Consider the following 21,153-nt stretch of genomic DNA (forward strand, 5'->3'; position numbering starts at 1 on the left):
TCCTTGGCCTTACTGGCGGACCGCTTCCAGTGGCGCGTCGAATTTCGCGATGCGCTGGTCCAGCCGCCACAGCTCGATGCGGTGCGCCAGCACGAGTGCGGCGGCCTCGCGCTTGGCCTGCTCGTCGTCGTCGCAGACGAGATTGATGCATCCGAACACGTGCCCGTCCGGATCGATCTGGAACGCGCGGTAGTGCTTGAAGCTCCGCATCGTCATCATCCGCGTTTCGGGCAAACCGGTGCGCTCAGCCAATCCGTCAGGTTCGAGGTCACTTCGTTCTGCTTGGCGCGCTGCAGCAGCAACTCGCGCTCCTTGCCGGGCGGCAGGCTGAGTGCGCGCTTGCGAGCGTTCTCGGCGAATGCGGCCAACCGTTCCTGAAGCGATTGGGTCTGTTTCCTGCGGTTGCGTGTGGCGGTCATCGTCTTTCACGGCTTTGCTTTTCGATGGGCGGACAGCGGCAACCCGCTGCTGATGTCCGTAGCTTCCGCCGCGCCCGACGGTTCCGGCATTTCAATATGTTAACGCCACGGGATTTTGCCCGAAACGCGCTGCGACGGAACCGAAATACCGATTCGTATGTTCAAGAACGAGTTGCAGAAGCGACTGAAGGAGAAACGTCATGGCCAAGACAGCATGGAAACGGCCGGGATCACCGATCGGCCGCAAAGGGCCACGTAAGGCCAACCCCGCATACAAGCGCCGCTCGCGCCAGCCGTGGACGCCCGCGGATGTGAGCAAGCTGAAGCAGCTCGCGAAGGGCAACACGCCGACGGGCGTCATGAGTCTCAAGCTGCAGCGTCCGGTCGCAGCCATTCGCAGCAGGCGCAGCGCGAGGGGATTTCGTTGCGTCCGGTCAACCGCTCTCCCTACAACCGACGGGCCAAGACGGCAAAGCGGCGGTGACGGAAGTGGCCGCCGGGCCGGCTCCCACGGCGGCCGCCTAGTCCGGCGGCTGCAGGCCGGGCGAGCGCAGCCACTCGCTCATCTGCGACCCCGTTTCCGCCTGACGCGCCCTTCGCAACATCTCGTCGCGAGCTACTCCGGGCGGAAGCGACTTGGCTTCTTCGCGTAGTCTCTCGGCCTCAGCGGCGAGCCGCACCTCGAGAACGTCTCTCTGCTTGAATCGATGGCGTGTCGTCACGAAGCGTCCTCCCCTGTGCATGAGGCCGAGCGCGCCGTTGCGTTCCGTTCTAAACTGGCTCTCGGCCAATCCGAGCCGACGAACGATAAACGTCTCCGACGCCGGACGGTTGCGCGGCGGCGACGAAAAAAATCATCGCACCTCGTCTCGACGCACTGCTTGACCCCAGTGCAAATCACCGAACATTGTCGACGAAATGGCGCGCCGCGAAGAACGCGACCGGTATTGCCCTAGGACTTCGCCGTGCCCGGCTCCGCCATCTTGCGGTGCTGCCTGGCCAGCAGCTCGTTCGGCGTGACGTTGGCGACCGTGGTCTGGATCTTGTTCTTCAGCCCGGTAACGATATCGGACTCCCCGCGCAGCATCGCATCGAAGCCCGCCTTGGCGACGCCGTAGGTGCCGTCCTTCTTCTCGGGGTCAACCTTGGTATCCATCATCCCGGCGCGGCGGAAGAACTCGGTGTCGGTTGCGCCCGGCATCAGGCAGGTAACGGTGACGCCGCTGTCGCGCAGCGCGATGATTGGGCTGATGATGCCCAATCATCGTTCTGCGCTCTCGTTCCTATTTGCTTCGGTGTTTGCGCGAGCCGGTGCAGGGCGAAGAATTGCACATCGGCTAGCAACCATCGTTCACCCCTCGACTTAGATGCCAACTGGCTCAGTCGGGAGAATGCAAGATGAAGGCGCTGGTTTGGCACGGCAAGGAGGACATCCGCTGCGACACCGTCACCGATCCCGAAATCCAGGATCCGCGCGATGCCATCATCAAGGTCACGAGCTGCGCCATCTGCGGCTCCGACCTGCATCTCTTCCACAATTTCATTCCGGGCATGCTGCCCGGTGACATCATGGGCCACGAGACCATGGGCGAAGTGGTCGAGGTCGGTTCCGGCGTCGACGGCAAGCTGAAGAAGGGCGACCGCATCGTCGTGCCGTTCACGATCATCTGCGGCGAATGCGACCAGTGCAAGCGCGGCAATTTTTCCGTGTGCGAGACCACCAACCGCAAGCGCCATCTTGCCGACAAGGCTTTCGGTCACGCCACCGCGGGCCTGTTCGGCTACACCCATCTGACCGGCGGCTATCCCGGCGGCCAAGCCGAATATCTCCGCGTGCCCTTTGCCGACGCCACCCACATCAAGGTGCCGTCAGGGATCCCCGACGAGCAGCTGCTGTTCCTCAGCGACATCTTCCCGACGGGCTGGCAGGCCGCGGCGCAATGCGACATCGAGCCGACCGACACGGTCGCGATCTGGGGCTGCGGCCCCGTGGGACAGATGGCAATCCGCAGCGCCGTCCTGCTCGGCGCTAACCAGGTGATCGCGATCGACTGCCTGCCCGAACGACTGAGCATGGCGGAAGCCGGCGGCGCCACCACCATCAACTTCGAGACCGAAAGCGTGCTGGAGCGGCTGAACGATCTCACCGACGGCAGGGGACCGGAAAAATGCATCGACTGCGTCGGCATGGAATCGCATGTGATGGCCTCGCTGCCCGACACGCTGCTCGACCGCGCCAAGCAGATGGTGATGGCCGAGAGCGACCGGCCCCACGTGCTGCGTGAGATGATCTATGTGTGCAGGCCGGGCGGCATCATTTCGGTGCCGGGCGTGTACAGCGGCCTGTCCGACATGCTGCCGATGGGCGCTTTCATGAACAAAGGGCTCACGATGCGGACCGGCCAGACCCACGTCAACCGCTGGACCGACGACCTGCTCCACCGCATCGAGGGGGGCGAGATCGATCCGTCCTTCGTCATCACCCACACCGTCCCGCTCGAACAGGGACCGGAGATGTACCAGGTGTTTCGCGACAAGCGCGACTCCTGCGTCAAGGTCGTGCTGAAGCCCTGAAGGAGCAAGCCATGTTTCATTTCTCCAACATCGTCCGCACCAAGGGCGACCCGAAGATTATCGAGGGTGGACCGAGCCTGAAGCGGCCGGAAGACCAACTTGCCCGCGCGCTTGGCTGGTTCAGCATCGGCCTTGGCGTCGTCGAATTGTTCGCGCCGCGGCGCGTCACGGAGACGCTGGGCATGGAAGGCCATGAGACCATGGTCCGCGCCTTCGGCGTGCGCGAGATCATGGCAGGGATCATGTCGCTGTCGGTCGACAAGAATGCAGGTCTGTGGGCCCGCGTCGGCGGCGACGGGCTCGATGCCGCCGCGCTGCTATCGGGGCTGACAGCCGACAATCCCAAGAAGGGCAACATCGCGCTGGCGCTGCTGGCGGTCGGCGGCATCGCGCTTCTCGACTATCGCGCCGCACAGGATACCAAGCCGAGGCGGCCGGCGCGGGATGCACGGCGCAAGCTGTATCCGAACCGCAGCGGCTTCCCCAATGGCATCGAGGGCGCGCGAAACGCGGCCAGGCAGATCGCAGCGCCCGCCAAGGCGTGACCTCAGGCTCGATCCGCGCAGAGGCCGCGAGGAACCATCCGCGCGTCGGCGCGTCTGATCATCACCTCCGACGTCCCCCCTGCCGGAGGCAGACTACGCGAAACCGCGACCCCGGCGTCACCACCCCTTCAGGCGCCGGGGTCAGCGGCGTGGGTCGGGAGGCAGGTTCGCGACATGCTCGCCGACAACGTCAATTGAACGCCCCTACTCGCGCCAGAACTCCGCAAGCTCCTCCGCGGTCACCAGGTCGACCTGGCCGTGAAAGCGGGTGCGATACATCGTCATGAGCGCGTCGTGCCCGACGTCGGACGAGCTGCACAATGCGTCCTCGACGATGACGATCCTGAAGCCGAGATCGACCGCACTCAGCACCGTCGAGAGCACGCAGACGTCCGTCTCCGCGCCCGAGATCACGACCGTGCCGATCTTCTTGTCGACCAGCAGGCTCGCGAGAGCCGGATTGCTGAATGCGGAATAGGCCGGCTTGTCGATCACGGCCGCAGGCGGAACGAACTTGCTCAGAGCGGGCACGAGCTCGAGTGCGGATGGCGGAAGCTGCCTGCGGGTCGCCTGGCTCCAGCGGCGAAAATAGTTCTGCCACTGACCAGGTCGATCTTCCGGATCCTGCGGCGTGATGAAACGCGTGAAGATCGTCCTGGCCCGATGGTGCGCGACGATCGAGGCGATCGTCGGCAGAACCCGCTCCATCCACGGCGTTGCCCACAGACCGCCGGGGGCGAAAATGTTCTGCATGTCGATGCAGAGGTGAACCGCCTCCCTGATCTCGGCCACTTCCGACGTGCTGTCTCTCATCGTCCTCCACCGTCAGGCGCATTCGGCTGTTCATAGCGAATGCGAAGGCGAAGGTTTTGGTTCCGAACCGCCGCCGCGGCCGGGATCGAGCCGCAATAGGCCAGCGTCAAATCATGGAGCTGGGAGCGGAGCGATCCGAAGGTGTGCACGCTGTTCGTCGAGCAGGGCAGACCTTGAAATTGATGCACACGGTCAGCGTATTGGATCCATTCGACGCGCGAACCGCTGGTGTTATTGAAGTGATCGGCAGGCAGATCAGAGCAATGCCACCACATCGTATCTTTGCGCCGGACACCGAGGTTCTCGGACGCGCTGCGCTGTTGTCGGGGATACTCTGCCGTCCCCAAGGCTACGAGAAAGACGCCAAGCTTCGCGCGCTCCAGGATTGCGTGCTATTCCTTCAAGCGCAAAAGCTAGGTCTGGTTGTTCTGACCGCGAACGTCGGCGACTACGATATTCTACTCCAGCTCATTCCAGCAGGGCGCGCGCTGTTCTATCGCGCGAAATGAACCCTTCTCCGAGCGAGAAGCCGCCGAGCTTGTGACGCGTGCCAAGGTGTACTTGCCGCAATCATGCGCAACCGGCTTGACGTTCAGTTCGATTTCTACGCCGGGCCGCTGGGGTTACTCTGCCCGCCCTTCGATCTCGCCGCTGGTCTCGGCATTTTGCCTGCCACGACCGCTCCGTACGGGCAAAGAACAATCACTTGAACGTTCGTAACTCCGGCTGAAGCGCAAAGCGGCTTGACGACGCCGCCGATAACGAATGTAATGTTATAACATTACATATCCGGTGCCAATGCCTCGCCCTCCCCGTATCCCCTTGAAAAGACTGTTCGATCTCCATGCGAAAACTCCCCGTCACCGTCTTGTCCGGCTTCCTCGGGGCTGGAAAGACCACTTTGCTGAACCACGTCCTGAACAACCGGCACGGCCTGAAGGTGGCGGTGATCGTGAACGACATGAGCGAGGTGAACATCGATGCGGATTTGGTCCGCGATGGCGGTGCGAACCTGTCCAGGACTGATGAGAAGCTGGTCGAGATGACCAACGGCTGCATCTGCTGCACGCTGCGCGACGACCTCCTGAAGGAGGTCCGCGCCCTCGCCGAAAACGACCGGTTCGACTATCTGCTGATCGAATCCACCGGCATCTCCGAGCCGCTGCCGGTTGCGGCGACCTTCGACTTCCGCTCCGAGGATGGCGAAAGCCTCTCCGACGTGGCACGCCTCGACACCATGGTCACCGTGGTCGACGCGGTGAATCTGTTGAGGGATTATTCATCGACGGATTTCCTGGAGCAACGCGGCGAAGCGCTGGCGAACGACAAGCGCACGCTGGTCGATCTCCTCGTCGAGCAGATCGAGTTTGCGGACGTGATCGTGCTCAACAAGGTCGATGACGCCTCGCCGGCGCAACGCGAAGCCGCGCGAAAGATCATCCGGGCGCTCAATCCGGAAGCAGAACTGATCGAAGCCAATCACAGCCGGGTCCCCTTCGATCGCATTCTCGACACCGGCCGGTTCGACTTCGAAAAGGCGCAAGCGCATCCGCTCTGGTTCAGGGAACTCTACGGCTTCGCCGATCATGTGCCGGAGACGGAGGAATACGGCGTCACCAGTTTCGTCTATCGCGCGCGCCGGCCGTTCGACCCCGAAAAATTCGACAAGTTCGTGCGAGAACCCTGGCCCGGTGTCATTCGCGGCAAGGGACATTTCTGGCTGGCGACGCGCCCGCAATGGCTTGGCGAGATCAGCCAGGCCGGCGCGATCACGCGCACCGAGGCTCTCGGATTCTGGTGGGCGAGCGTGCCTACGGAACGCTGGCCGGACGACCCGTTTTGGCGCAAGCGGTTGCGCGCAAATTGGGACGACGTCTATGGCGATCGTCGCCAGGAAATCGTGTTCATCGGCGCGGGCATGGACGAGAGCGCGCTTCGCGCACGCTTGGACGCCTGCCTGGTCCCGGGCAAGCCGGCCATGAACGTCGCGGAATGGGCGAAGCTCGCAGACCCGTTTCCAGTCTGGCGACGCGCGAACGAAATTCTGGAACGCGAATGACCAAAATCGTCCGCTTCGCCTCCAAATCAGACCTCGAGCGGCAGCGCCTCATCCGCGAGGCGCGTGCGATCTACGACAGCATCTTCCCGCCGGACGTCCCTGCCGGCGGCGGCGCGCATGATCGGTCGGATCAACCGGCGGCGCACGAGGCGGCCGCCGAAATCCAGTCCAAACAACGATAAGATGAAGGTGGTGCGCTCGGAGGGACTCGAACCCCCACGATTTTACTCACTGCCACCTCAAGGCAGCGCGTCTACCAATTCCGCCACGAGCGCTTTGGGGATGCCGGCTTGAGGCCTGAAGGCCAGCCGGATCAACGGCGCCGATCTAACAAATCCATCAGAGGGGTACAAGCCTGCAAAGGCCCTGAATTCCACAGCTTTGCAGGAAAGTTCCGGCTCCTCCCCCGAATCGGCTCTTGCCGCAGGCCCAGGCCGCTGCCGTGCCCTATCGGATCCCCGGGCCGCTACCGCGTGCCCCGGCCGCTACCGCGTGCCCGGCGTACGCGGCAGCATCTGCTTGACCTCGACCGCGATCCGGTTGCGGTCGACCAGCACGACGCCGGAGGCGACCGGCAGATTATTGGCCAAAACCTTGACCTCGTCGGCCTCGGTTGCGTCCAGCTCGATGATGGCGCCGCGGGAAAGACGTAATACCTGATGGATCGGCATGGTGGTCGTCCCGAGGACGACCATGAGATCCACGGTGACTTTATCGAGAGTAGGCACTGTCAGCACCGCCGCAACAGGGACTAAGGACCAAGGACTTCGGACAAGGACTTGGCATTTGCACCTGCAATGATCACCACGTTATGGTTAGCCAATGGTTAATTTACCCCAAAACCCGCGCCAAGAGCTGGATTTGACGTCGTTTTCGGCGTCCCACGGCCAGCCCGTGGAGTGGCGGATCTCGGACGCGCCGGTGCCCTATCCGGAGGCGGTCGCCGCGATGGAAGCCCGGGTCGCCGCCATTGCTGCGGGCGAGGCCCCGGAGCTGGTCTGGCTGCTCGCACACCCCCCGCTCTACACCTCCGGCACCTCGGGCAAGGAAGCCGACCTGCGCGATCCCCGCTTCCCGATCTTCGCCACCGGGCGCGGCGGCCAGCTGACCTATCACGGGCCCGGCCAGCGGGTGGCCTATGTCATGCTCGATCTCAAGCGCCGCCGGCCGGACGTCCGGGCCTATGTCGCGAGCCTGGAGGAGCTGATTCTGCGCACACTCGCCGCCTTCAACGTCCGCGGCGAGCGGCGCGAGGACCGGGTCGGCGTCTGGGTGAAGCGGCCCGACAAGGGCGAAGGTTTCGAGGACAAGATCGCGGCGATCGGCGTGCGGCTGAAGCGCTGGGTCTCGTTCCACGGCATCGCCATCAATGTCGAGCCGGAGCTGTCGCATTTCGACGGCATCGTGCCGTGCGGCGTTACTGACGCCCGCTATGGCGTCACCTCGCTGGTCGATCTCGGCCAGCTCGTGACCATGGCCGACGTCGACATCGCGCTTCGGCAGGCGTTCGAGGAGCTGTTCGGGCCGACCAACGCGTTAGTGCCGGAAGCGGCCGTCTAACAATTTTCTCCCCGGGCCTGATCGCGCCTGCTCTCCCCTCCTCGCGGAATCGGCTATGCTCGCCTCAGGCGTCGCCCACGCCTCCCCCCTCCGCCGGGAAAGCAGAATTCATGCCGGGCGAGTTGATCATCGGCCGACTGTTCGAGCGCCAGGCACAAGGAGGGATTGCGCTTTCAGCTCGCATGGGAGGTTTTGACGATGAGATTGTCTGCACCGATCTACCAACTGAAGCGCAAGGCGAAGCGCCTGTCCCGCGAGGAAGGCATTCCGCTGCACGATGCACTTGACCGCATCGCGACGACGGAAGGGTTTTCCGCCTGGAGCATGCTCGCAGCGAAAGCCGCTGCCGTCACGCCGGCCAACAGGCTGTTTCCGCAATTCCGGCCGGGCGATCTGGTGCTGGTCGGCGCACGGCCCGGCCATGGCAAGACGCTGATGAGCCTCGAACTGGCCGTGGAAGCCATGCGCTCGGGCCATCGCGCTGCGTTCTTCTCGCTCGAATACACCGAGAAAGATGTGCTGGAGCGCATCCGGGCGATCGGCGCGAGCCCTGCGCAATTCGCTGACATGTTCGAGGTCGATTGCTCCGACGCCATCAGCGCCGATTACATCGTCAAGGAGATGGCCGCGGCGCCACGCGGCACAGTCGTGGTGATCGACTATCTGCAACTGCTCGACCAGCGGCGGGAAAACCCCGACCTCTCCGTTCAGGTCCGCGCGCTGAAATCCTTCGCACGCGACAAGGGACTGATCGTCGTCTTCATCTCGCAGATCGACCGGTCCTACGATCCCGCAGTCAAGCCCTGCCCCGATCTCGACGATGTCCGCTTGCCAAATCCGCTCGACCTGAAGCTGTTCGACAAGACGTGCTTCCTGAACAATTCCGAAGTCCAGTTCCGGGCAGCAAGCTGACGGTCAGGCCGCGGGTGAGATGTCTCACCCGCGGCTTGCAGCCTCACGCCGCCTGCAGCGACACGTCGAGCTTGCCGGCGATGTAGCGGCGCTCCTGGGTGAGGCCGCCGAAACCGTAGGCGTCGCCCTTGACCTCGTCGACATGCAGATAGGTCTCGGGATGCAGCGGCCCCAAAATCTCGGCCATGCGCTTGAACATGGCGACGAGATAAGCGGCCTTCTCGTCCTTGGTGTTGGTGCCTTCGGTGACGTGGATGTCGATCCAGTAGCTCGCAAGCTTCTGCTCGGCGAGCGACTTGCCGCCGGCGAACCAATCGCCGGCCTCGACCGACTTCACGATGATGGCGGTTACCTTGGGATCCTTGTGCAAAATCTTTGCGGTGAGCTCGGACACGGCGTTGGCGATGTCGGCCTTCAGCGAGGGCGACTGGCGGGACGAGGTGTAGGACACGGTGATCAGGGGCATGGTGGCTCTCCTCGAGATGCAGCGCGGGATTTGCGCGGCGTTGATGAGAAGCTAGACCTCCTCTCGTCATTTTGGTATCTTATCTCTGTTGATACCAGTGATAACAATTCATAATGACATCCACCCTCGACATCGCCACGATCAAAGCCTTCCTGCTGGTCGCCGAGCTTCAGAGCTTTACCCGCGCCGCTGAAGCGCTCGGCACCACGCAGGCCGCGGTCAGCCTCAAGCTGCAACGGCTGGAGACGTTGCTGGCAAGACGCCTCGTCGAGCGCTCGCCGCGCGCCGTCCGGCTCACCGCCGACGGCGCCAGCTTCCTCGACCGCGCCCGCGCGCTGATGGCAGCGCACGATCGCGCGCTGTCGGGTGAGGCCCCCGCCGCGCAATCGCTCTCGCTCGGCATCTCCGACCACGCGGCGGGGCCCGAACTGGTGCCGCTGCTGGAGCGCCTGCACGCGATGTCGTCAAACCTCACCCTTGCCGTGACCATCGGCTTCTCGCGCGAGATGCAGGACGCCTACGACGCGGGCGAGCTGGATGCCGTGATCGTCCGCCAGGAAGGCAGCCGCCGCGGCGGCGAGAAGCTCACCGAGGACGATTTTGGCTGGTTCGCATCACGACGCCTCACCCTGCCGAAGGGCGAGCCGCTGCCGCTTGCGACCCTCGCTCCCCCCTGCGGCGTCCGCGCCATTGCCGTGCGCGCGCTCGACAAGGCCGGCATCGCCTGGCGCGAGCGCTTCGTCGGCGGCGGCGTTACGGCGGTGGTCGCCGCCGCGCTGGCCGGACTTGCGATCGCGCCGCTGGCGCGGCGGATCGCACCTTCCGGGCTGATCGACATCGGGCCGGCGCACAAGCTGCCGAAGCTCGGCAGCTCGAAGGTGATGCTGCATTCCAAGGTCAGCGATCCCGCGAAGCTTGCAGCGCTGCGTGCGGTGGCGGCGACGTTCCGGAGCGCGGCGACCGCCTGATACTTCACAGGATCGCTTCGAATGCGCTGCGCAGCGTTTCGTGCCTGAACACGAAGCCGCGGCTCAGCGCCTTGTTCGGCAGCACGCGCTGACCGCCAAGTAGGAGCTCGTCGGCGAAGCCGCCACCGAGCCGGCGGAGCAGACCGCCGGGAATGCGGAACACCGCGGGCCGACGCAGGCGGGCGGCCGAGTTCCTCGGTGACCACTCCCTTGTCAGGTTGGCTTCTCCCCGTATACGGAGGCGGACATATGCCTAAAAATGTTCCAACATCGGGGAACCATCTCCCCCTTGCGGCGTTTGCCCCCGTTGAGGCAGGGTCCGGGAATGGTCGAAAAATTCAGTCAACAGAGAGACTTGTTCGAGAGCGAGCGCAGTTTCCGGCTGTTGGTTGAGGGAGTTGCGGACTACGCCCTCTATATGCTCGATCCCAGGGGGATCATCACCAGCTGGAACATCGGCGGCGAACGCATCAAGGGCTACTCGCCAAACGAGATCCTCGGCCAGCATTTCTCCCGCTTCTACACCGAGACCGACCGCGCCAACGGCAAGCCCGCCCGTGCGCTCGGCATCGCCAGGGAAAAGGGCCGCTACGAGGAGGAAGGCTGGCGGGTCCGCAAGGACGGCACCTTCTTCTGGGCGAGCGTGGTGATCGACCCGATCTACGAGGGCGGCGAGCTGGTCGGCTTCGCCAAGATCACGCGCGACATCACCGAACGCCGCAATACCCAGCTCAAGCTCGAGGCGATGCAGAAGCAGCTCGCCGAGTCCCAGAAGTTCGATGCGCTGGGACAACTCACCGGCGGGGTCGCCCACGACTTCAACAACCTGCTGATGATCATCAGCGGCAGCCTGCACATGCTGAAGCGGGGCGCCGACGACCCGACCAAGCTTCAGCGCGCGATCTCGGCGATCGAAACCGCCACCAAGCGCGGCGCTGCGCTCACCAACCAGCTCCTCACCTTCGCGCGGCGGCAGAGCGTCAATCCGCAGGCGATCGATTTTGCCGAACGCATCGCGGCGATCCGCGAGGTGCTCGATGCCGGCGTCGGCAGCTCCGTGCGCCTGGACTTCGAGATCGGCGGCGACGTCTGGCCGCTCAAGACCGACGCATCAGAACTCGAGACTGCGCTGCTCAACCTCGTCATCAATGCCCGCGACGCGATGCCCGACGGCGGCACGGTGACGATCGGCGCGCGCAATGTCGTGCTGGACGAGGCGCCGCGCGCCGGCGATTTCGTCGCAATCGACGTCACCGACACCGGGTTCGGCATTCCCTCCGACGTTCTCGACAAGATCTTCGAGCCGTTCTTCACCACCAAGCCGATCGGAAAAGGCACCGGCCTCGGCCTGTCCCAGGTCCACGGCTTCGCCCATCAGGCCGGCGGCACGGTGAAGGTTGCAAGCGAGCTCGGCAAGGGCACGACGTTCACGATCCTGCTGCCGCGCGGGAACGAAGCCCCATCACAAGAGATGACGGGAGAGCCGGCGTTCCGCGGCAGCGGCACAGTATTGCTGGTAGAGGACAATCCGGACGTCGCGCTGGTCAGCATCGGCCTGCTCGAACAGCTCGGCTACCAGGTGCGCCGGGTCGCGGACGCCGAAGCCGCCTTGCGTGAGATCGAGAGCAACGGCGTCGACTTCGTGTTCTCCGACATCGTCATGCCCGGCAAAATGGACGGCCTCACCCTCGCCCATCATCTCCGCGAGATCCGCCCTGGCCTGCCGATCCTGCTCGCCACCGGCTACAGCGAGGTCGCCGCCGGCGTGCGCGGCGATTTTCCGATCCTGCGCAAGCCGTACGAAATCCACGAGCTGAGCGAGGCGATCGCCAAGCTGCCAAGGTGAGGTTCTCGAGAGGTGAACCCTTCGTAGGGTGGGCAAAGCGAAGCGTGCCCACCATTTTACGACGATCGCGAAAGTCGTGGTGGGCACGGCGCAAGAGCGCCTTTGCCCACCCTACGAGACAAACTTGGCTGCTCGGCATTTACCTGTCCCATACGGCCGGAGCACAGACAGCACTTACACCGTCGGCAACACCGAAAACGCTTCCCCTGCCCTGCGCAGGTTCAGCTCATCCGCGTTCGCCGTCTCGCTCGTCACGCTGTCCACGCGTGAGGACGGCGGGCCGTGGCGGCACAGCGCGACCATGTCGGCAACTTGCTTCGGCGCTCCCGCGAACAGCGCTTCGACGCAGCCGTCGCGGCGATTGCGCACCCAACCTTCGAGGCCGCACGCCGTCGCCTGGTACTCGACCCAGCCCCGGTAGCCGACGCCCTGCACGCGGCCGCGGATCATGACCTGGAGGATCGCCCGGCTCATTTTTTCAGCCCGAGCAAGTCGGCGCTACGCGCCTTGACCTCGGCCTCGCGCATGACGCGGTTGGTCAGGTCCGCCGACGGCAATCCCTTCAGCTCCTTCGGCGCCGTGCCTTCACGCAACGCTTTCAACGTGTCGTAGACGGCCCGCGTTGCCGCCGCGATCGGCGCGTGGCCCTGAAGCGCGATGCGCACGCGCTGGCCGGCGAGATAGTCGAGCGTATTCAACTCGTCTGGCGCACCACCGAGCACGATGGGGAGACGCGTTGCAGAGGCGATCGCCTCGAGTTCGGCGCGCGACTTGATTCCGGTGAAGAACAGCGCATCGACGCCCGTCGCCTCATACGCCTTGGCACGCTTGATCGCGTCCTCGATCGAGGTGATCGAGGCAGCTCCCGTGCGGCCCATGATGACCAGCGAAGGATCGCTGCGACCATCGAGCGCCGCCTTCATCTTGCCGACGCCTTCCTCGAGCGAGATCAGCTGCGCCTTGGCCTCGCCGAAGGCCGCCGGCAGCAGCGTGTCCTCGATGGTGAGGCCGGCGGCGCCCGCCGCCTCCAGCTCCTGCACCGTGCGGCGGACATTGAGCGCATTGCCATAGCCGTGATCGGCATCGACCAGCACCGGCAGGCTGGCTGCGCGCGACATCCGCCGCATCTGCTCGCAAAGCTCGGTGAGCGTGATCAGCGTGATATCGGGATCGCCGAGCACCGCGAGCGAAGCGACCGAGCCGCCGAACATGCCGAGCGGAAATCCGAGATCCTCGGCGATGCGGATCGAGATCGCGTCATAGACCGAGCCGGGATGGACGCAGGCCGAGCCCGACAGGATGAGGCGCAGTTTCTGGCGGCGGGTACGAAAGGCCATGGGTGCCTCACTCTCAATTCCTCATCCTGAGGAGCGCGCTCTTGCGCGCGTCTCGAAGGATGCAGGCCCGGCTGTGGCCTCGCCCTTCGAGACGCCGCGCAAGCGCGGCTCCTCAGGGTGAGGGTCGACTGTCGTACTCGGAGCGCTTTACGCAAACTCCAGGATCAGCGCGTCCACCGCGAGCGTCGCGCCGGCGCTGGCATGGACCTTCTTCACGGTGCCGTCCTGCTCGGCGCGCAGCACGTTCTGCATCTTCATGGCTTCGACCACCGCCAGCGTCTCGCCGGCCTTGACCTCCTGCCCTTCCGTCACCGCGATCGAGACGATGAGCCCGGGCATCGGGCACAGCAGCTTCTTGCCGGTGTCGGAGGCCGTCGTCACCGGCATCAGCCGCGCCGAAGCCGCCTCCGCTTCGGTCCAGACATAGACCGGGACCTCGACGCCCTGATGCGCGAGGCGGATGCCGTTGGGGATCGGACGCACCTGCACTGCGACCAAATGGCCGTCGATCGTGCCCTGCCAGACCGGATCGCCCGGCTTCCACGGCGAGGCCAGCAGATGCGAATTGCCGGCCTTACCCTCGGCGTCGACGAAGCGCACCGCGATGGCGTCGCCCTCGCGAGCGACCTCGAGCTGGATCTCCTGACGGTCGAGCCAGACCGCGCGGCGGCGCTCGCGCTGCACGACGCGGCCGCCCATCTGGCCCGAAATCTGCCGCTTGCGCTCACCCAGCACGTGATCGATGGCGGCGCCGACCGCGGCGATGCGCCGGGCGACCTCGCCTTCGGGTACGCGCACCGCAAAGCCCTTGGGGAATTCCTCGGCAATGAAGCCGGTCGACAGCCGCCCCTCGCGCCAGCGCGGATGATGCATCAGCGCCGACAGGAACGGGATGTTGTGGCGGATGCCGTCAACGTAGAACGAGTCCAGCGCGGTCGCCTGCGCCTCGATCGCGGCCGCGCGCGACGGCGCGTGGGTGACGAGCTTTGCGATCATCGGATCGTAATGGATCGAGATCTCGCCGCCCTCCTGCACGCCGGTGTCGTTGCGCACGGTGATGCCGTCCTTGCTCACTTCCGCCGGCGGCCGGTATTTCACAAGCCGCCCGATCGAAGGCAGGAAGTTGCGGAACGGATCTTCGGCATAGAGGCGCGATTCCACCGCCCAGCCGGTCAGCGTGACGTCCTTCTGAGCGATGCCGAGCTTCTCGCCGGCGGCAACACGGATCATCTGCTCGACGAGGTCGATGCCGGTGACGAGCTCTGTGACGGGATGCTCGACCTGGAGGCGCGTGTTCATCTCCAGGAAGTAGAAACTCTTGTCCTGCCCTGCGACGAACTCGACGGTGCCGGCGGAATCATAGTTCACGGCCTTGGCCAGCGCGACGGCCTGCTCGCCCATCTTGCGGCGGGTGGCCTCGTCGAGCAACGGCGACGGCGCCTCCTCGATGACCTTCTGGTTGCGGCGCTGGATCGAGCACTCGCGCTCGCCGAGATAGACGACGTTGCCGTGCTTGTCGCCCAGCACCTGGATCTCGATGTGGCGGGGATCGACGATGAACTTCTCGACGAAGACGCGGTCGTCGCCGAACGAGGCCTTGGCCTCGGCCTTGGCGAGGTTGAAACCTTCCGCGACCTCGGAGGTCGAATGCGCGATGCGCATGCCCTTGCCGCCACCGCCCGCGGATGCCTTGATCATCACGGGATAGCCGATCTCGTCGGCGATCTTGACCGCGTGCTTGTCGTCCTCGATCACGCCGAGATAGCCGGGCACGGTCGAGACGTTTGCTTTGGCGGCGGCCTTCTTCGACTCGATCTTGTCGCCCATCGCCGCGATCGCGCCCGGGTTCGGGCCGATGAAGACGATGCCGGCGGCTTCCAGCGCGCGCGGAAACGCCTCGCGCTCGGACAGGAAGCCGTAGCCGGGATGCACGGCCTGCGCGCCCGTCTTACGGCAGGCCTCGACGATCTTCTCGATGACCAGGTAGCTCTCCGCCGCGGCCGGCGGGCCGATCAGCACGGCCTCGTCGGCCATCTCGACATGGAGGGCGTCGCGGTCGGCTTCGGAATAGACCGCAACCGTCTCAATTCCCATGCGGCGCGCGGTCTTGATGACCCGGCAGGCGATTTCGCCGCGATTGGCGATCAGAATGCGTTTGAACATGCTTCTCTTGAGTCTCGACCTTGGGCGGGACCCTTCCCTGGCCGTTGGGGCCTATGGGGACGGGCCGTGTGGCTCCCGTGGTACATCAAAATGGGCTGGAGGCAACGGTCTAAATCCGGGCCATCTGGCGTACCAGCGCAAGACCGAAACGGGCTCGGGAACGGGGCTGGCGGCGCCCGGGGGCCCTACCCCTTCCTGGGCAAGGACGCCGATTTGGCCACGTCCCGAACCAGGCTGTGAATGAAGTCCAGCTTGGCGACCACGGCCTGCGACAGGATGAAGGGATAAAGGTCGCGCGCGCCCATGGCACGGTTGACGCTGTTCATGGCGAAGGTGAAAGGCAGCCATGCGTTGACCAGCGCCTGGACGTCCCTCGCCTCGTAAGGGTTGAACCGGATGCGGGCCGTCAAGTCCCCGTCGCGGTCGACCTTGGGGCGCACCTCCATGCCGAACTCGGCCGCCATCTCCAGGGTGTCGACGATGTGGAGGTAGTGCGCCCAGGTCTCGGCGAAGTCTTCCCAGGGATGCATGGTGGCGTAGGCCGAGACGTAGCTCTGCTGCCAGTCCGGTGGCGCGCCTTCGGCATAGTGACGCTGCAAGGCCTGGCCGTAATCGGTGGAATCGTCGCCGAATACCGCGCGGCATTCATCGAGCTTGCCGCCGCCCTGCACCAGTACGTCCCAGAAATAGTGGCCGACCTCGTGGCGGAAATGGCCGAGCAGTGTCCGATAGGGCTCACCCATCTCGAGCCTGCGCCGCTCGCGCTCGATCTCGTCGGTCTCGGTCAGTGCGATCGTGATCAGGCCGTTGTCATGGCCTGTCATGACCCTCTCGCCGCTCTGCGGATCGTCGGCGAGGAAATTGAAGATCAGGCCATGCTCGGGGTCGTCCTGCCGGGTCCGGAGCGGCAGCTTCCAGCGGATCAGGGAGTAGAACAGGCGGTGTTTCGCCACCTCCAGCTCGCGCCAGCCGGCAAGCTGGGCGGGATCGGACAGATCCGGCACGATGCCGTTGTGACGGCAGGCGCGGCAATAGCCGGTGGTATCGCCCGTGTCCGTCAGCCAGTTGCAGGCATCGTACTCGGCATTGCGGCACAGCATCCGGCTTTCGCCCTTCTCGGCCAGGATCTTCCAGGCCTCGCCGTCGGGCTCGATCGCCGACATCGTCTCCTTTTCTGGCAGGAAGGCAACCTGATGGCCGCAGCGTTCGCAGGCACGGTTCTCGAAATAGAGAACGTTGCCGCAGGCCTGGCAGACAAAGAGCTTCAAGATCTATCCTCTTCGGAAAGGGAGCCTTTATCAAAAAAGGCATTGGTGGCGCCTCGCGAAAGACGCGCCTGCCGGCCGATCGTTCCAGTCTCCGGAACAAATTGCCAGACGCGGCGTTTGATTGATACGCATCGCCGCCCGTTCAGTGGCGTCTTTCCATACCAATCCCTTTAAACAATGGCCATCACGCTCTGTCTGTGTGAATATCGGTCCGGCACGTGCGCTCCCGCATGACAACGGCCGATGCCTTGAACGATCCCCTGCCCGAGACCATCGCCGCCGAAAGGCTGCGCCAGCACCTCGAAGACGTCGCGCGCGAGCGCGACAACGCCTATCGCGCGCTGCAGGAGCGCGAGGCCGAGCTGGCGCGCATCCAGCGCATCGCCAAGGTCGGCGGCGTCGAGGTCGATTTCCGCGACGGCTTCAAGAACCGCCGCTCGCCGGAATACCTCATCATCCACGGCCTGCCGCCGGAGGCGGCCGGGGAATCGCACGAGGATTGGGTCAATCGCATCCATCCCGACGACCGCGACGCCGCGGTCAAACACTTCATCGATGCGCTCGCCGGGACCAGCGAAGACTACACCGCAGAGTACCGCATCGTCCGCCCCAATGACGGCGAGACCCGCTGGATCCGGGTCGTCGCCAAGATCGAGCGCGACCAGGATGGCCGCGCCATCCGCCTCGTCGGCGCCCACATCGACATCACCGACCAGATGCTTGCGCGCGAGACCCTGCGCGAGAGTGAGGAGCGATTTCGGCTGATCGCCGACAGCGCGCCCGTGCCGATCTGGGTGACCAAGCTCGACCGCAAGCGGTCCTTCGCCAACCAGGCCTATGTCGACTTCGTCGGCTTGCCCTACGACCAGGCGATCGACTTCGACTGGCGCAAGGTGCTGCATCCCGACGACCTGCCGCGCGTGCTGCAGCAATCCGTTCAGGGCGAAGCGTCGCTCAAGCCTTTCGTGCTGGAGGCGCGTTACAAGAACGCCGACGGCGAATGGCGCTGGCTTCGCTCGGAATCGCAGCCGCGCTGGGACCCGACCGGCAGGCATATCGGCTTCATCGGCGTCGCCCACGACATCACCGTCGCCAAGCAGGCCGAGATCGAGCTGCGGCAGCTCAACGAGACGCTGGAAGAGCGCATCGCCGAGCGCACCGCCGAGCTCGAATCCAATGAAGCGCGGCTGCGCGCGATCCTGGAGACCAGCAACCAGTATCAGGGCCTGGTCAATCTCAGGGGCGAGCTGCTTTACGCCAACAAGACCGCACTCGACGGTATGGGGGCGAGCTCTTCGGATGTCATCGGAAAGCCGTTGTGGGAGACGCCGTGGTTCAGCGCGACGGAGGGCATGGGCACGCTGGTGCGCGAGGCCTTCTACACCGTGCTGAAGGGCGAAGCCGTGCGGCTGGAGATGCGCCTGCGCCTTCCCGTCGGCGAGCGCGATTTCGACTTCGGCATGCGCCCCGTGCTCGACCGCCACGGCAACATCACCGGCGCCGTGCCTGAAGCCGTCGACATCACCGAGCGCCGCCGCGGCGAGGAAGCGCTGCGGCAGTCGCAGAAGATGGAGGCGATCGGCCAGCTCACCGGCGGCGTCGCGCACGACTTCAACAATCTCCTCACCATCATCCGCTCTGCCACCGATTTCCTGCGCCGCCGCGAGCTGCCGGAAGAGCGCCGCCGCCGCTATGTCGATGCCATCTCCGATACCGTGGAGCGCGCCTCAAAGCTGACCGCCCAGCTGCTGGCGTTCGCGCGCCGGCAGCCGCTGAAGCCCCAGATCTTCAACGTCGGCAGCCAGGTCGAGGGCGTCGCGCAGCTGGTCCGGCCGCTGGTCGGCGGGCGTATCGACATCGCGGTGGAGATTCACGATCCCGACTGCTTCACGGTGGCCGACATCGCCCAATTCGAGACCGCGCTGATCAACCTCGCCATCAACGCCCGCGATGCCATGGACGGCGAAGGCCGCCTCGTGATCGGCGTGCACAAGGTCTCCGGCATCCCGAGCCTGCGCGCGCAATCGGCGCGCGGCGGCGACTACGTCGCGATCTCCGTCACCGACACCGGCAGCGGCATCGCGCCGGAACATCTCGACTCGATCTTCGAGCCCTTCTTCACCACCAAGGAAGTCGGCAAGGGCACCGGCCTCGGCCTCAGCCAAGCCTTTGGTTTCGCCAAGCAGTCCGAGGGCGACGTCGCAGTGACGAGCACCCAGGGCAAGGGCGCGACCTTCACCATCTATCTGCCGCAGGCACAGAGCCCCGTCGCCGAAAGCCAGGCGGCGGCACTCACCAGTGAGACCGCGACCACCGGGCGTGGATATCGCGTGCTCGTGGTCGAGGACAATGACGATGTCGGCCAGTTCTCGACCGAGCTCCTGGAAGATCTCGGTTATATCGTTCGCCGCGTCGCCAACGCCAATGCGGCGCTGGCGATCCTTGGTGAGAACGAATTCGCCGTCGACCTCGTATTCTCCGACGTCATCATGCCCGGCATGAACGGCGTCGAGCTCGCCGGCATCATCCGCGAGCGCTATCCCGGCCTGCCCGTGGTGCTGACGTCCGGCTACAGCAACGTGCTCGCCGAGAACGCCCATCGCGGTTTCGAATTGATCCAGAAGCCGTATTCGGTGGAATCGCTGTCGCGGATTCTGCGAAAGGCGATCAGCGAGAAGATTTCGATGGCACGGTGATTCACTCGCCATCTTCGTCCGGGACAAGCACAGCTTCAGACAAGGCGTAGCGTCGGCAGATCCGGGACCGATACTTCCGGGAGGGAGTTGTATCGCCAGCTGATAGCCGCATGTCATCGTAAAATGTGACCCTGCGGTCATGAGGCCGGATCCGCGTTTAGACTTGTCCGCGACGGCCGCTGAGGCTTTGAAAGGCTGTGGTCTACACAAAGGACGTTCGAGAAACTGATGTCGACCCAAGACCCCGATCTGACCAGGCGAGCCGGCCGCGCGCTGGATGCGGCCAATTTCTTCCTCGCCGACGTCCGCGACGGGCTCGGTCCGTACCTTGCCGTCTATCTGCTGACCGAGCAGCACTGGGACGAGGCGCGGATCGGCCTCGTGATGTCGGTCGCGACCATCGCCGGCATCCTCGCCCAGACGCCGGCCGGTGCGCTGGTCGATGCGACCCGCGCGAAGCGGACGGTGATGGCGGTGGCAGCGATCCTCGTGACGCTCGCGTCATTATCGCTGCCCTTGTTTCCGAGCTTCCTACCGGTCGCGATCTCGCAAGGGATCGCGCAGGCGGCCGGCGTCATCTTTCCGCCGGCGATCGCCGCCGTCTCGCTCGGCATCTTCGGACATCGGGCCTTCACCAGACGGATCGGCCGCAACGAGACCTTCAACCATGCCGGCAACGCCGTCGCGGCGGGCCTGGCCGGATTGTCGGCCTACTGGTTCGGACCGACGGTCGTGTTCTATTTGCTCGGCGGCATGGCGATCGCAAGTCTTGTCAGCATCCTCGCCATTCCTGAACGGGCGATCGACCACGATCTTGCGCGCGGGCTGGACGGGGCGAACGACGCCGAGCACCACGAACAGCCTTCGGGGCTGAAAGTGCTGCTGACCTCCCGACCCCTGCTCGTCTTCGCCATCTGCGCGCTCCTGTTTCACCTCTCCAACGCGGCGATGCTGCCGCTGGTCGGGCAGAAGCTGGCGTTACAGGACAAGAATCTCGGCACCAGCCTGATGTCCGCCTGCATCGTCGCGGCGCAGTTGGTGATGGTGCCGTTTGCGATGCTGGTTGGCGCCAAGGCCGACACATGGGGACACAAGCGATTCTTTCTCGCCGCCCTGCTGATCCTGCCGATCCGCGGCGCGCTCTACACGCTCTCCGACAATCCGTTCTGGCTGGTCGGCGTGCAGCTTCTCGACGGCGTCGGTGCCGGCATTTTCGGCGCGATCTTTCCCGTCATCGTTGCCGACCTCATGCGCAACACCGGCCGCTTCAACGTCGCGCAAGGCGCCGTCATCACCGCCCAGAGCATCGGCGCCGCGCTATCGACCACACTGGCCGGCTTCGTCGTGGTCGGCGCGGGCTACAGCGCGGCGTTCATCACTCTCGGCGTTGTCGCCGCGATCGGCGCCGTGATCTGCCTTCTCGCGCTGCCCGAGACACGACATGGCGGCCCACGCCGACGGGGGGAGACAGCGGCGCCGGCATCCGCTATCGCTGCCGAATGACCACACTTCACGTCAAGGACTGAC

The 21,153-nt window shown here is 64.9% G+C and carries 22 protein-coding genes, 1 tRNA gene and 1 pseudogene; 11 read left to right on the forward strand and 13 right to left on the reverse strand.

Going from position 1 to position 21,153, the window contains the following annotated elements; translation table 11 throughout:
* Positions 1-9: 9 nt before the first annotated feature.
* The 4 genes and pseudogenes from CIT39_RS20470 to CIT39_RS20485 all read right to left on the reverse strand — a co-directional run.
* Positions 10-210: a hypothetical protein gene (locus CIT39_RS20470; protein ID WP_094972479.1), complete on the reverse strand. Its 201-nt coding sequence runs from the start codon at positions 208-210 to the stop codon at positions 10-12.
* Positions 211-215: 5 nt separating this feature from the next.
* On the reverse strand, positions 216-419 hold the full coding sequence (locus CIT39_RS20475) for a hypothetical protein (protein ID WP_094971885.1): 204 nt from the start codon (positions 417-419) through the stop codon (positions 216-218).
* A gap of 521 nt (positions 420-940) precedes the next feature.
* Positions 941-1,141: a hypothetical protein gene (locus CIT39_RS20480; RefSeq protein ID WP_094972480.1), complete on the reverse strand. Its 201-nt coding sequence runs from the start codon at positions 1,139-1,141 to the stop codon at positions 941-943.
* A gap of 230 nt (positions 1,142-1,371) precedes the next feature.
* Positions 1,372-1,653: pseudogene (locus tag CIT39_RS20485) on the reverse strand (SDR family NAD(P)-dependent oxidoreductase); the annotation flags it as partial.
* Between the two features lie 164 nt (positions 1,654-1,817).
* On the opposite strand from CIT39_RS20485, the gene CIT39_RS20490 reads away from it, so the two are divergent.
* Both CIT39_RS20490 and CIT39_RS20495 read left to right on the forward strand, forming a co-directional pair.
* A complete protein-coding gene (locus CIT39_RS20490) occupies positions 1,818-2,993 on the forward strand; it encodes a zinc-dependent alcohol dehydrogenase (protein WP_094971886.1) in 1,176 nt (391 codons plus the stop codon).
* Positions 2,994-3,004: 11 nt separating this feature from the next.
* Complete coding sequence (locus CIT39_RS20495) at positions 3,005-3,538, forward strand: hypothetical protein (protein WP_094971887.1); 534 nt, start codon at positions 3,005-3,007, stop codon at positions 3,536-3,538.
* 204 nt (positions 3,539-3,742) lie between these two features.
* Here CIT39_RS20495 and CIT39_RS20500 read toward each other — a convergent pair whose 3' ends face one another.
* Entirely contained in the window at positions 3,743-4,351 is a 609-nt protein-coding gene (locus CIT39_RS20500) for a cysteine hydrolase family protein (protein WP_094971888.1), read from the reverse strand.
* 182 nt (positions 4,352-4,533) lie between these two features.
* Here CIT39_RS20500 and CIT39_RS20505 point away from each other — a divergent pair, with 182 nt between their 5' ends.
* The 3 genes from CIT39_RS20505 to CIT39_RS20515 all read left to right on the forward strand — a co-directional run bounded on the left by CIT39_RS20505 (position 4,534) and on the right by CIT39_RS20515 (position 6,592).
* Positions 4,534-4,860, forward strand: a complete 327-nt coding sequence (locus tag CIT39_RS20505; protein ID WP_414645252.1) for a DNA-binding protein — start codon at positions 4,534-4,536, stop codon at positions 4,858-4,860.
* Between the two features lie 335 nt (positions 4,861-5,195).
* Positions 5,196-6,410 carry a zinc metallochaperone GTPase ZigA gene (zigA, locus tag CIT39_RS20510; RefSeq protein ID WP_094971890.1) on the forward strand — a complete coding sequence of 405 codons (1,215 nt, stop codon included), beginning with the start codon at positions 5,196-5,198 and terminating at the stop codon, positions 6,408-6,410.
* The gene (locus CIT39_RS20515) at positions 6,407-6,592 is read left to right on the forward strand and encodes a hypothetical protein (RefSeq protein ID WP_094971891.1); all 186 of its coding nucleotides are present in this window, start codon (positions 6,407-6,409) and stop codon (positions 6,590-6,592) included. The genes zigA and CIT39_RS20515 overlap by 4 nt, the downstream gene beginning before the upstream one ends.
* 8 nt (positions 6,593-6,600) lie before the next feature.
* Here the strand turns inward: CIT39_RS20515 and CIT39_RS20520 are convergent.
* Positions 6,601-6,685: transfer RNA gene (locus CIT39_RS20520), tRNA-Leu, on the reverse strand.
* Between the two features lie 210 nt (positions 6,686-6,895).
* A complete protein-coding gene (locus tag CIT39_RS20525; protein ID WP_011088012.1) occupies positions 6,896-7,138 on the reverse strand; it encodes a FliM/FliN family flagellar motor switch protein in 243 nt (80 codons plus the stop codon).
* Positions 7,139-7,232: 94 nt separating this feature from the next.
* Between CIT39_RS20525 and lipB the strand changes: the two genes are divergently transcribed.
* Both lipB and CIT39_RS20535 read left to right on the forward strand, forming a co-directional pair.
* Positions 7,233-7,970 (forward strand): lipoyl(octanoyl) transferase LipB, encoded by a 738-nt coding sequence (lipB, locus tag CIT39_RS20530; protein WP_094971892.1) that lies wholly within the window; start codon positions 7,233-7,235, stop codon positions 7,968-7,970.
* A 198-nt stretch (positions 7,971-8,168) separates the two neighbouring features.
* Positions 8,169-8,882 carry a DNA helicase gene (locus CIT39_RS20535; protein WP_101635005.1) on the forward strand — a complete coding sequence of 238 codons (714 nt, stop codon included), beginning with the start codon at positions 8,169-8,171 and terminating at the stop codon, positions 8,880-8,882.
* Between the two features lie 43 nt (positions 8,883-8,925).
* Here CIT39_RS20535 and CIT39_RS20540 read toward each other — a convergent pair whose 3' ends face one another.
* Positions 8,926-9,348 (reverse strand): tautomerase family protein, encoded by a 423-nt coding sequence (locus CIT39_RS20540; protein WP_094971893.1) that lies wholly within the window; start codon positions 9,346-9,348, stop codon positions 8,926-8,928.
* Positions 9,349-9,461: 113 nt separating this feature from the next.
* Between CIT39_RS20540 and CIT39_RS20545 the strand changes: the two genes are divergently transcribed.
* Positions 9,462-10,316: a LysR family transcriptional regulator gene (locus CIT39_RS20545; protein WP_094971894.1), complete on the forward strand. Its 855-nt coding sequence runs from the start codon at positions 9,462-9,464 to the stop codon at positions 10,314-10,316.
* A 4-nt stretch (positions 10,317-10,320) separates the two neighbouring features.
* Here CIT39_RS20545 and CIT39_RS20550 read toward each other — a convergent pair whose 3' ends face one another.
* The gene (locus CIT39_RS20550) at positions 10,321-10,479 is read right to left on the reverse strand and encodes a DUF1731 domain-containing protein (RefSeq protein ID WP_244607414.1); all 159 of its coding nucleotides are present in this window, start codon (positions 10,477-10,479) and stop codon (positions 10,321-10,323) included.
* Between the two features lie 162 nt (positions 10,480-10,641).
* Here CIT39_RS20550 and CIT39_RS20555 point away from each other — a divergent pair, with 162 nt between their 5' ends.
* Complete coding sequence (locus tag CIT39_RS20555) at positions 10,642-12,162, forward strand: PAS domain-containing sensor histidine kinase (protein WP_094971895.1); 1,521 nt, start codon at positions 10,642-10,644, stop codon at positions 12,160-12,162.
* A 174-nt stretch (positions 12,163-12,336) separates the two neighbouring features.
* On the opposite strand, the gene CIT39_RS20560 is transcribed toward CIT39_RS20555, so the two are convergent.
* The 4 genes from CIT39_RS20560 to CIT39_RS20575 form a co-directional block, all read right to left on the reverse strand.
* Positions 12,337-12,636 (reverse strand): acylphosphatase, encoded by a 300-nt coding sequence (locus CIT39_RS20560; protein ID WP_094971896.1) that lies wholly within the window; start codon positions 12,634-12,636, stop codon positions 12,337-12,339.
* Positions 12,633-13,499 (reverse strand): isocitrate lyase/PEP mutase family protein, encoded by an 867-nt coding sequence (locus CIT39_RS20565; protein ID WP_094971897.1) that lies wholly within the window; start codon positions 13,497-13,499, stop codon positions 12,633-12,635. Before CIT39_RS20565 ends, CIT39_RS20560 begins: the two co-directional genes overlap by 4 nt.
* Before the next feature lie 147 nt (positions 13,500-13,646).
* The gene (locus CIT39_RS20570; RefSeq protein ID WP_094971898.1) at positions 13,647-15,662 is read right to left on the reverse strand and encodes an acetyl-CoA carboxylase biotin carboxylase subunit; all 2,016 of its coding nucleotides are present in this window, start codon (positions 15,660-15,662) and stop codon (positions 13,647-13,649) included.
* A 185-nt stretch (positions 15,663-15,847) separates the two neighbouring features.
* Positions 15,848-16,930: a zinc-binding metallopeptidase family protein gene (locus CIT39_RS20575; RefSeq protein WP_094971899.1), complete on the reverse strand. Its 1,083-nt coding sequence runs from the start codon at positions 16,928-16,930 to the stop codon at positions 15,848-15,850.
* Positions 16,931-17,148: 218 nt separating this feature from the next.
* On the opposite strand from CIT39_RS20575, the gene CIT39_RS20580 reads away from it, so the two are divergent.
* Positions 17,149-19,626: a hybrid sensor histidine kinase/response regulator gene (locus tag CIT39_RS20580; RefSeq protein WP_094971900.1), complete on the forward strand. Its 2,478-nt coding sequence runs from the start codon at positions 17,149-17,151 to the stop codon at positions 19,624-19,626.
* Between the two features lie 228 nt (positions 19,627-19,854).
* Complete coding sequence (locus CIT39_RS20585; RefSeq protein WP_094971901.1) at positions 19,855-21,129, forward strand: MFS transporter; 1,275 nt, start codon at positions 19,855-19,857, stop codon at positions 21,127-21,129.
* The last annotated feature ends 24 nt before the right edge of the window (positions 21,130-21,153 follow it).

Origin of the sequence: Bradyrhizobium symbiodeficiens (assembly GCF_002266465.3) — a bacterium.
Classification (GTDB): Bacteria; Pseudomonadota; Alphaproteobacteria; order Rhizobiales; family Xanthobacteraceae; genus Bradyrhizobium; species Bradyrhizobium symbiodeficiens.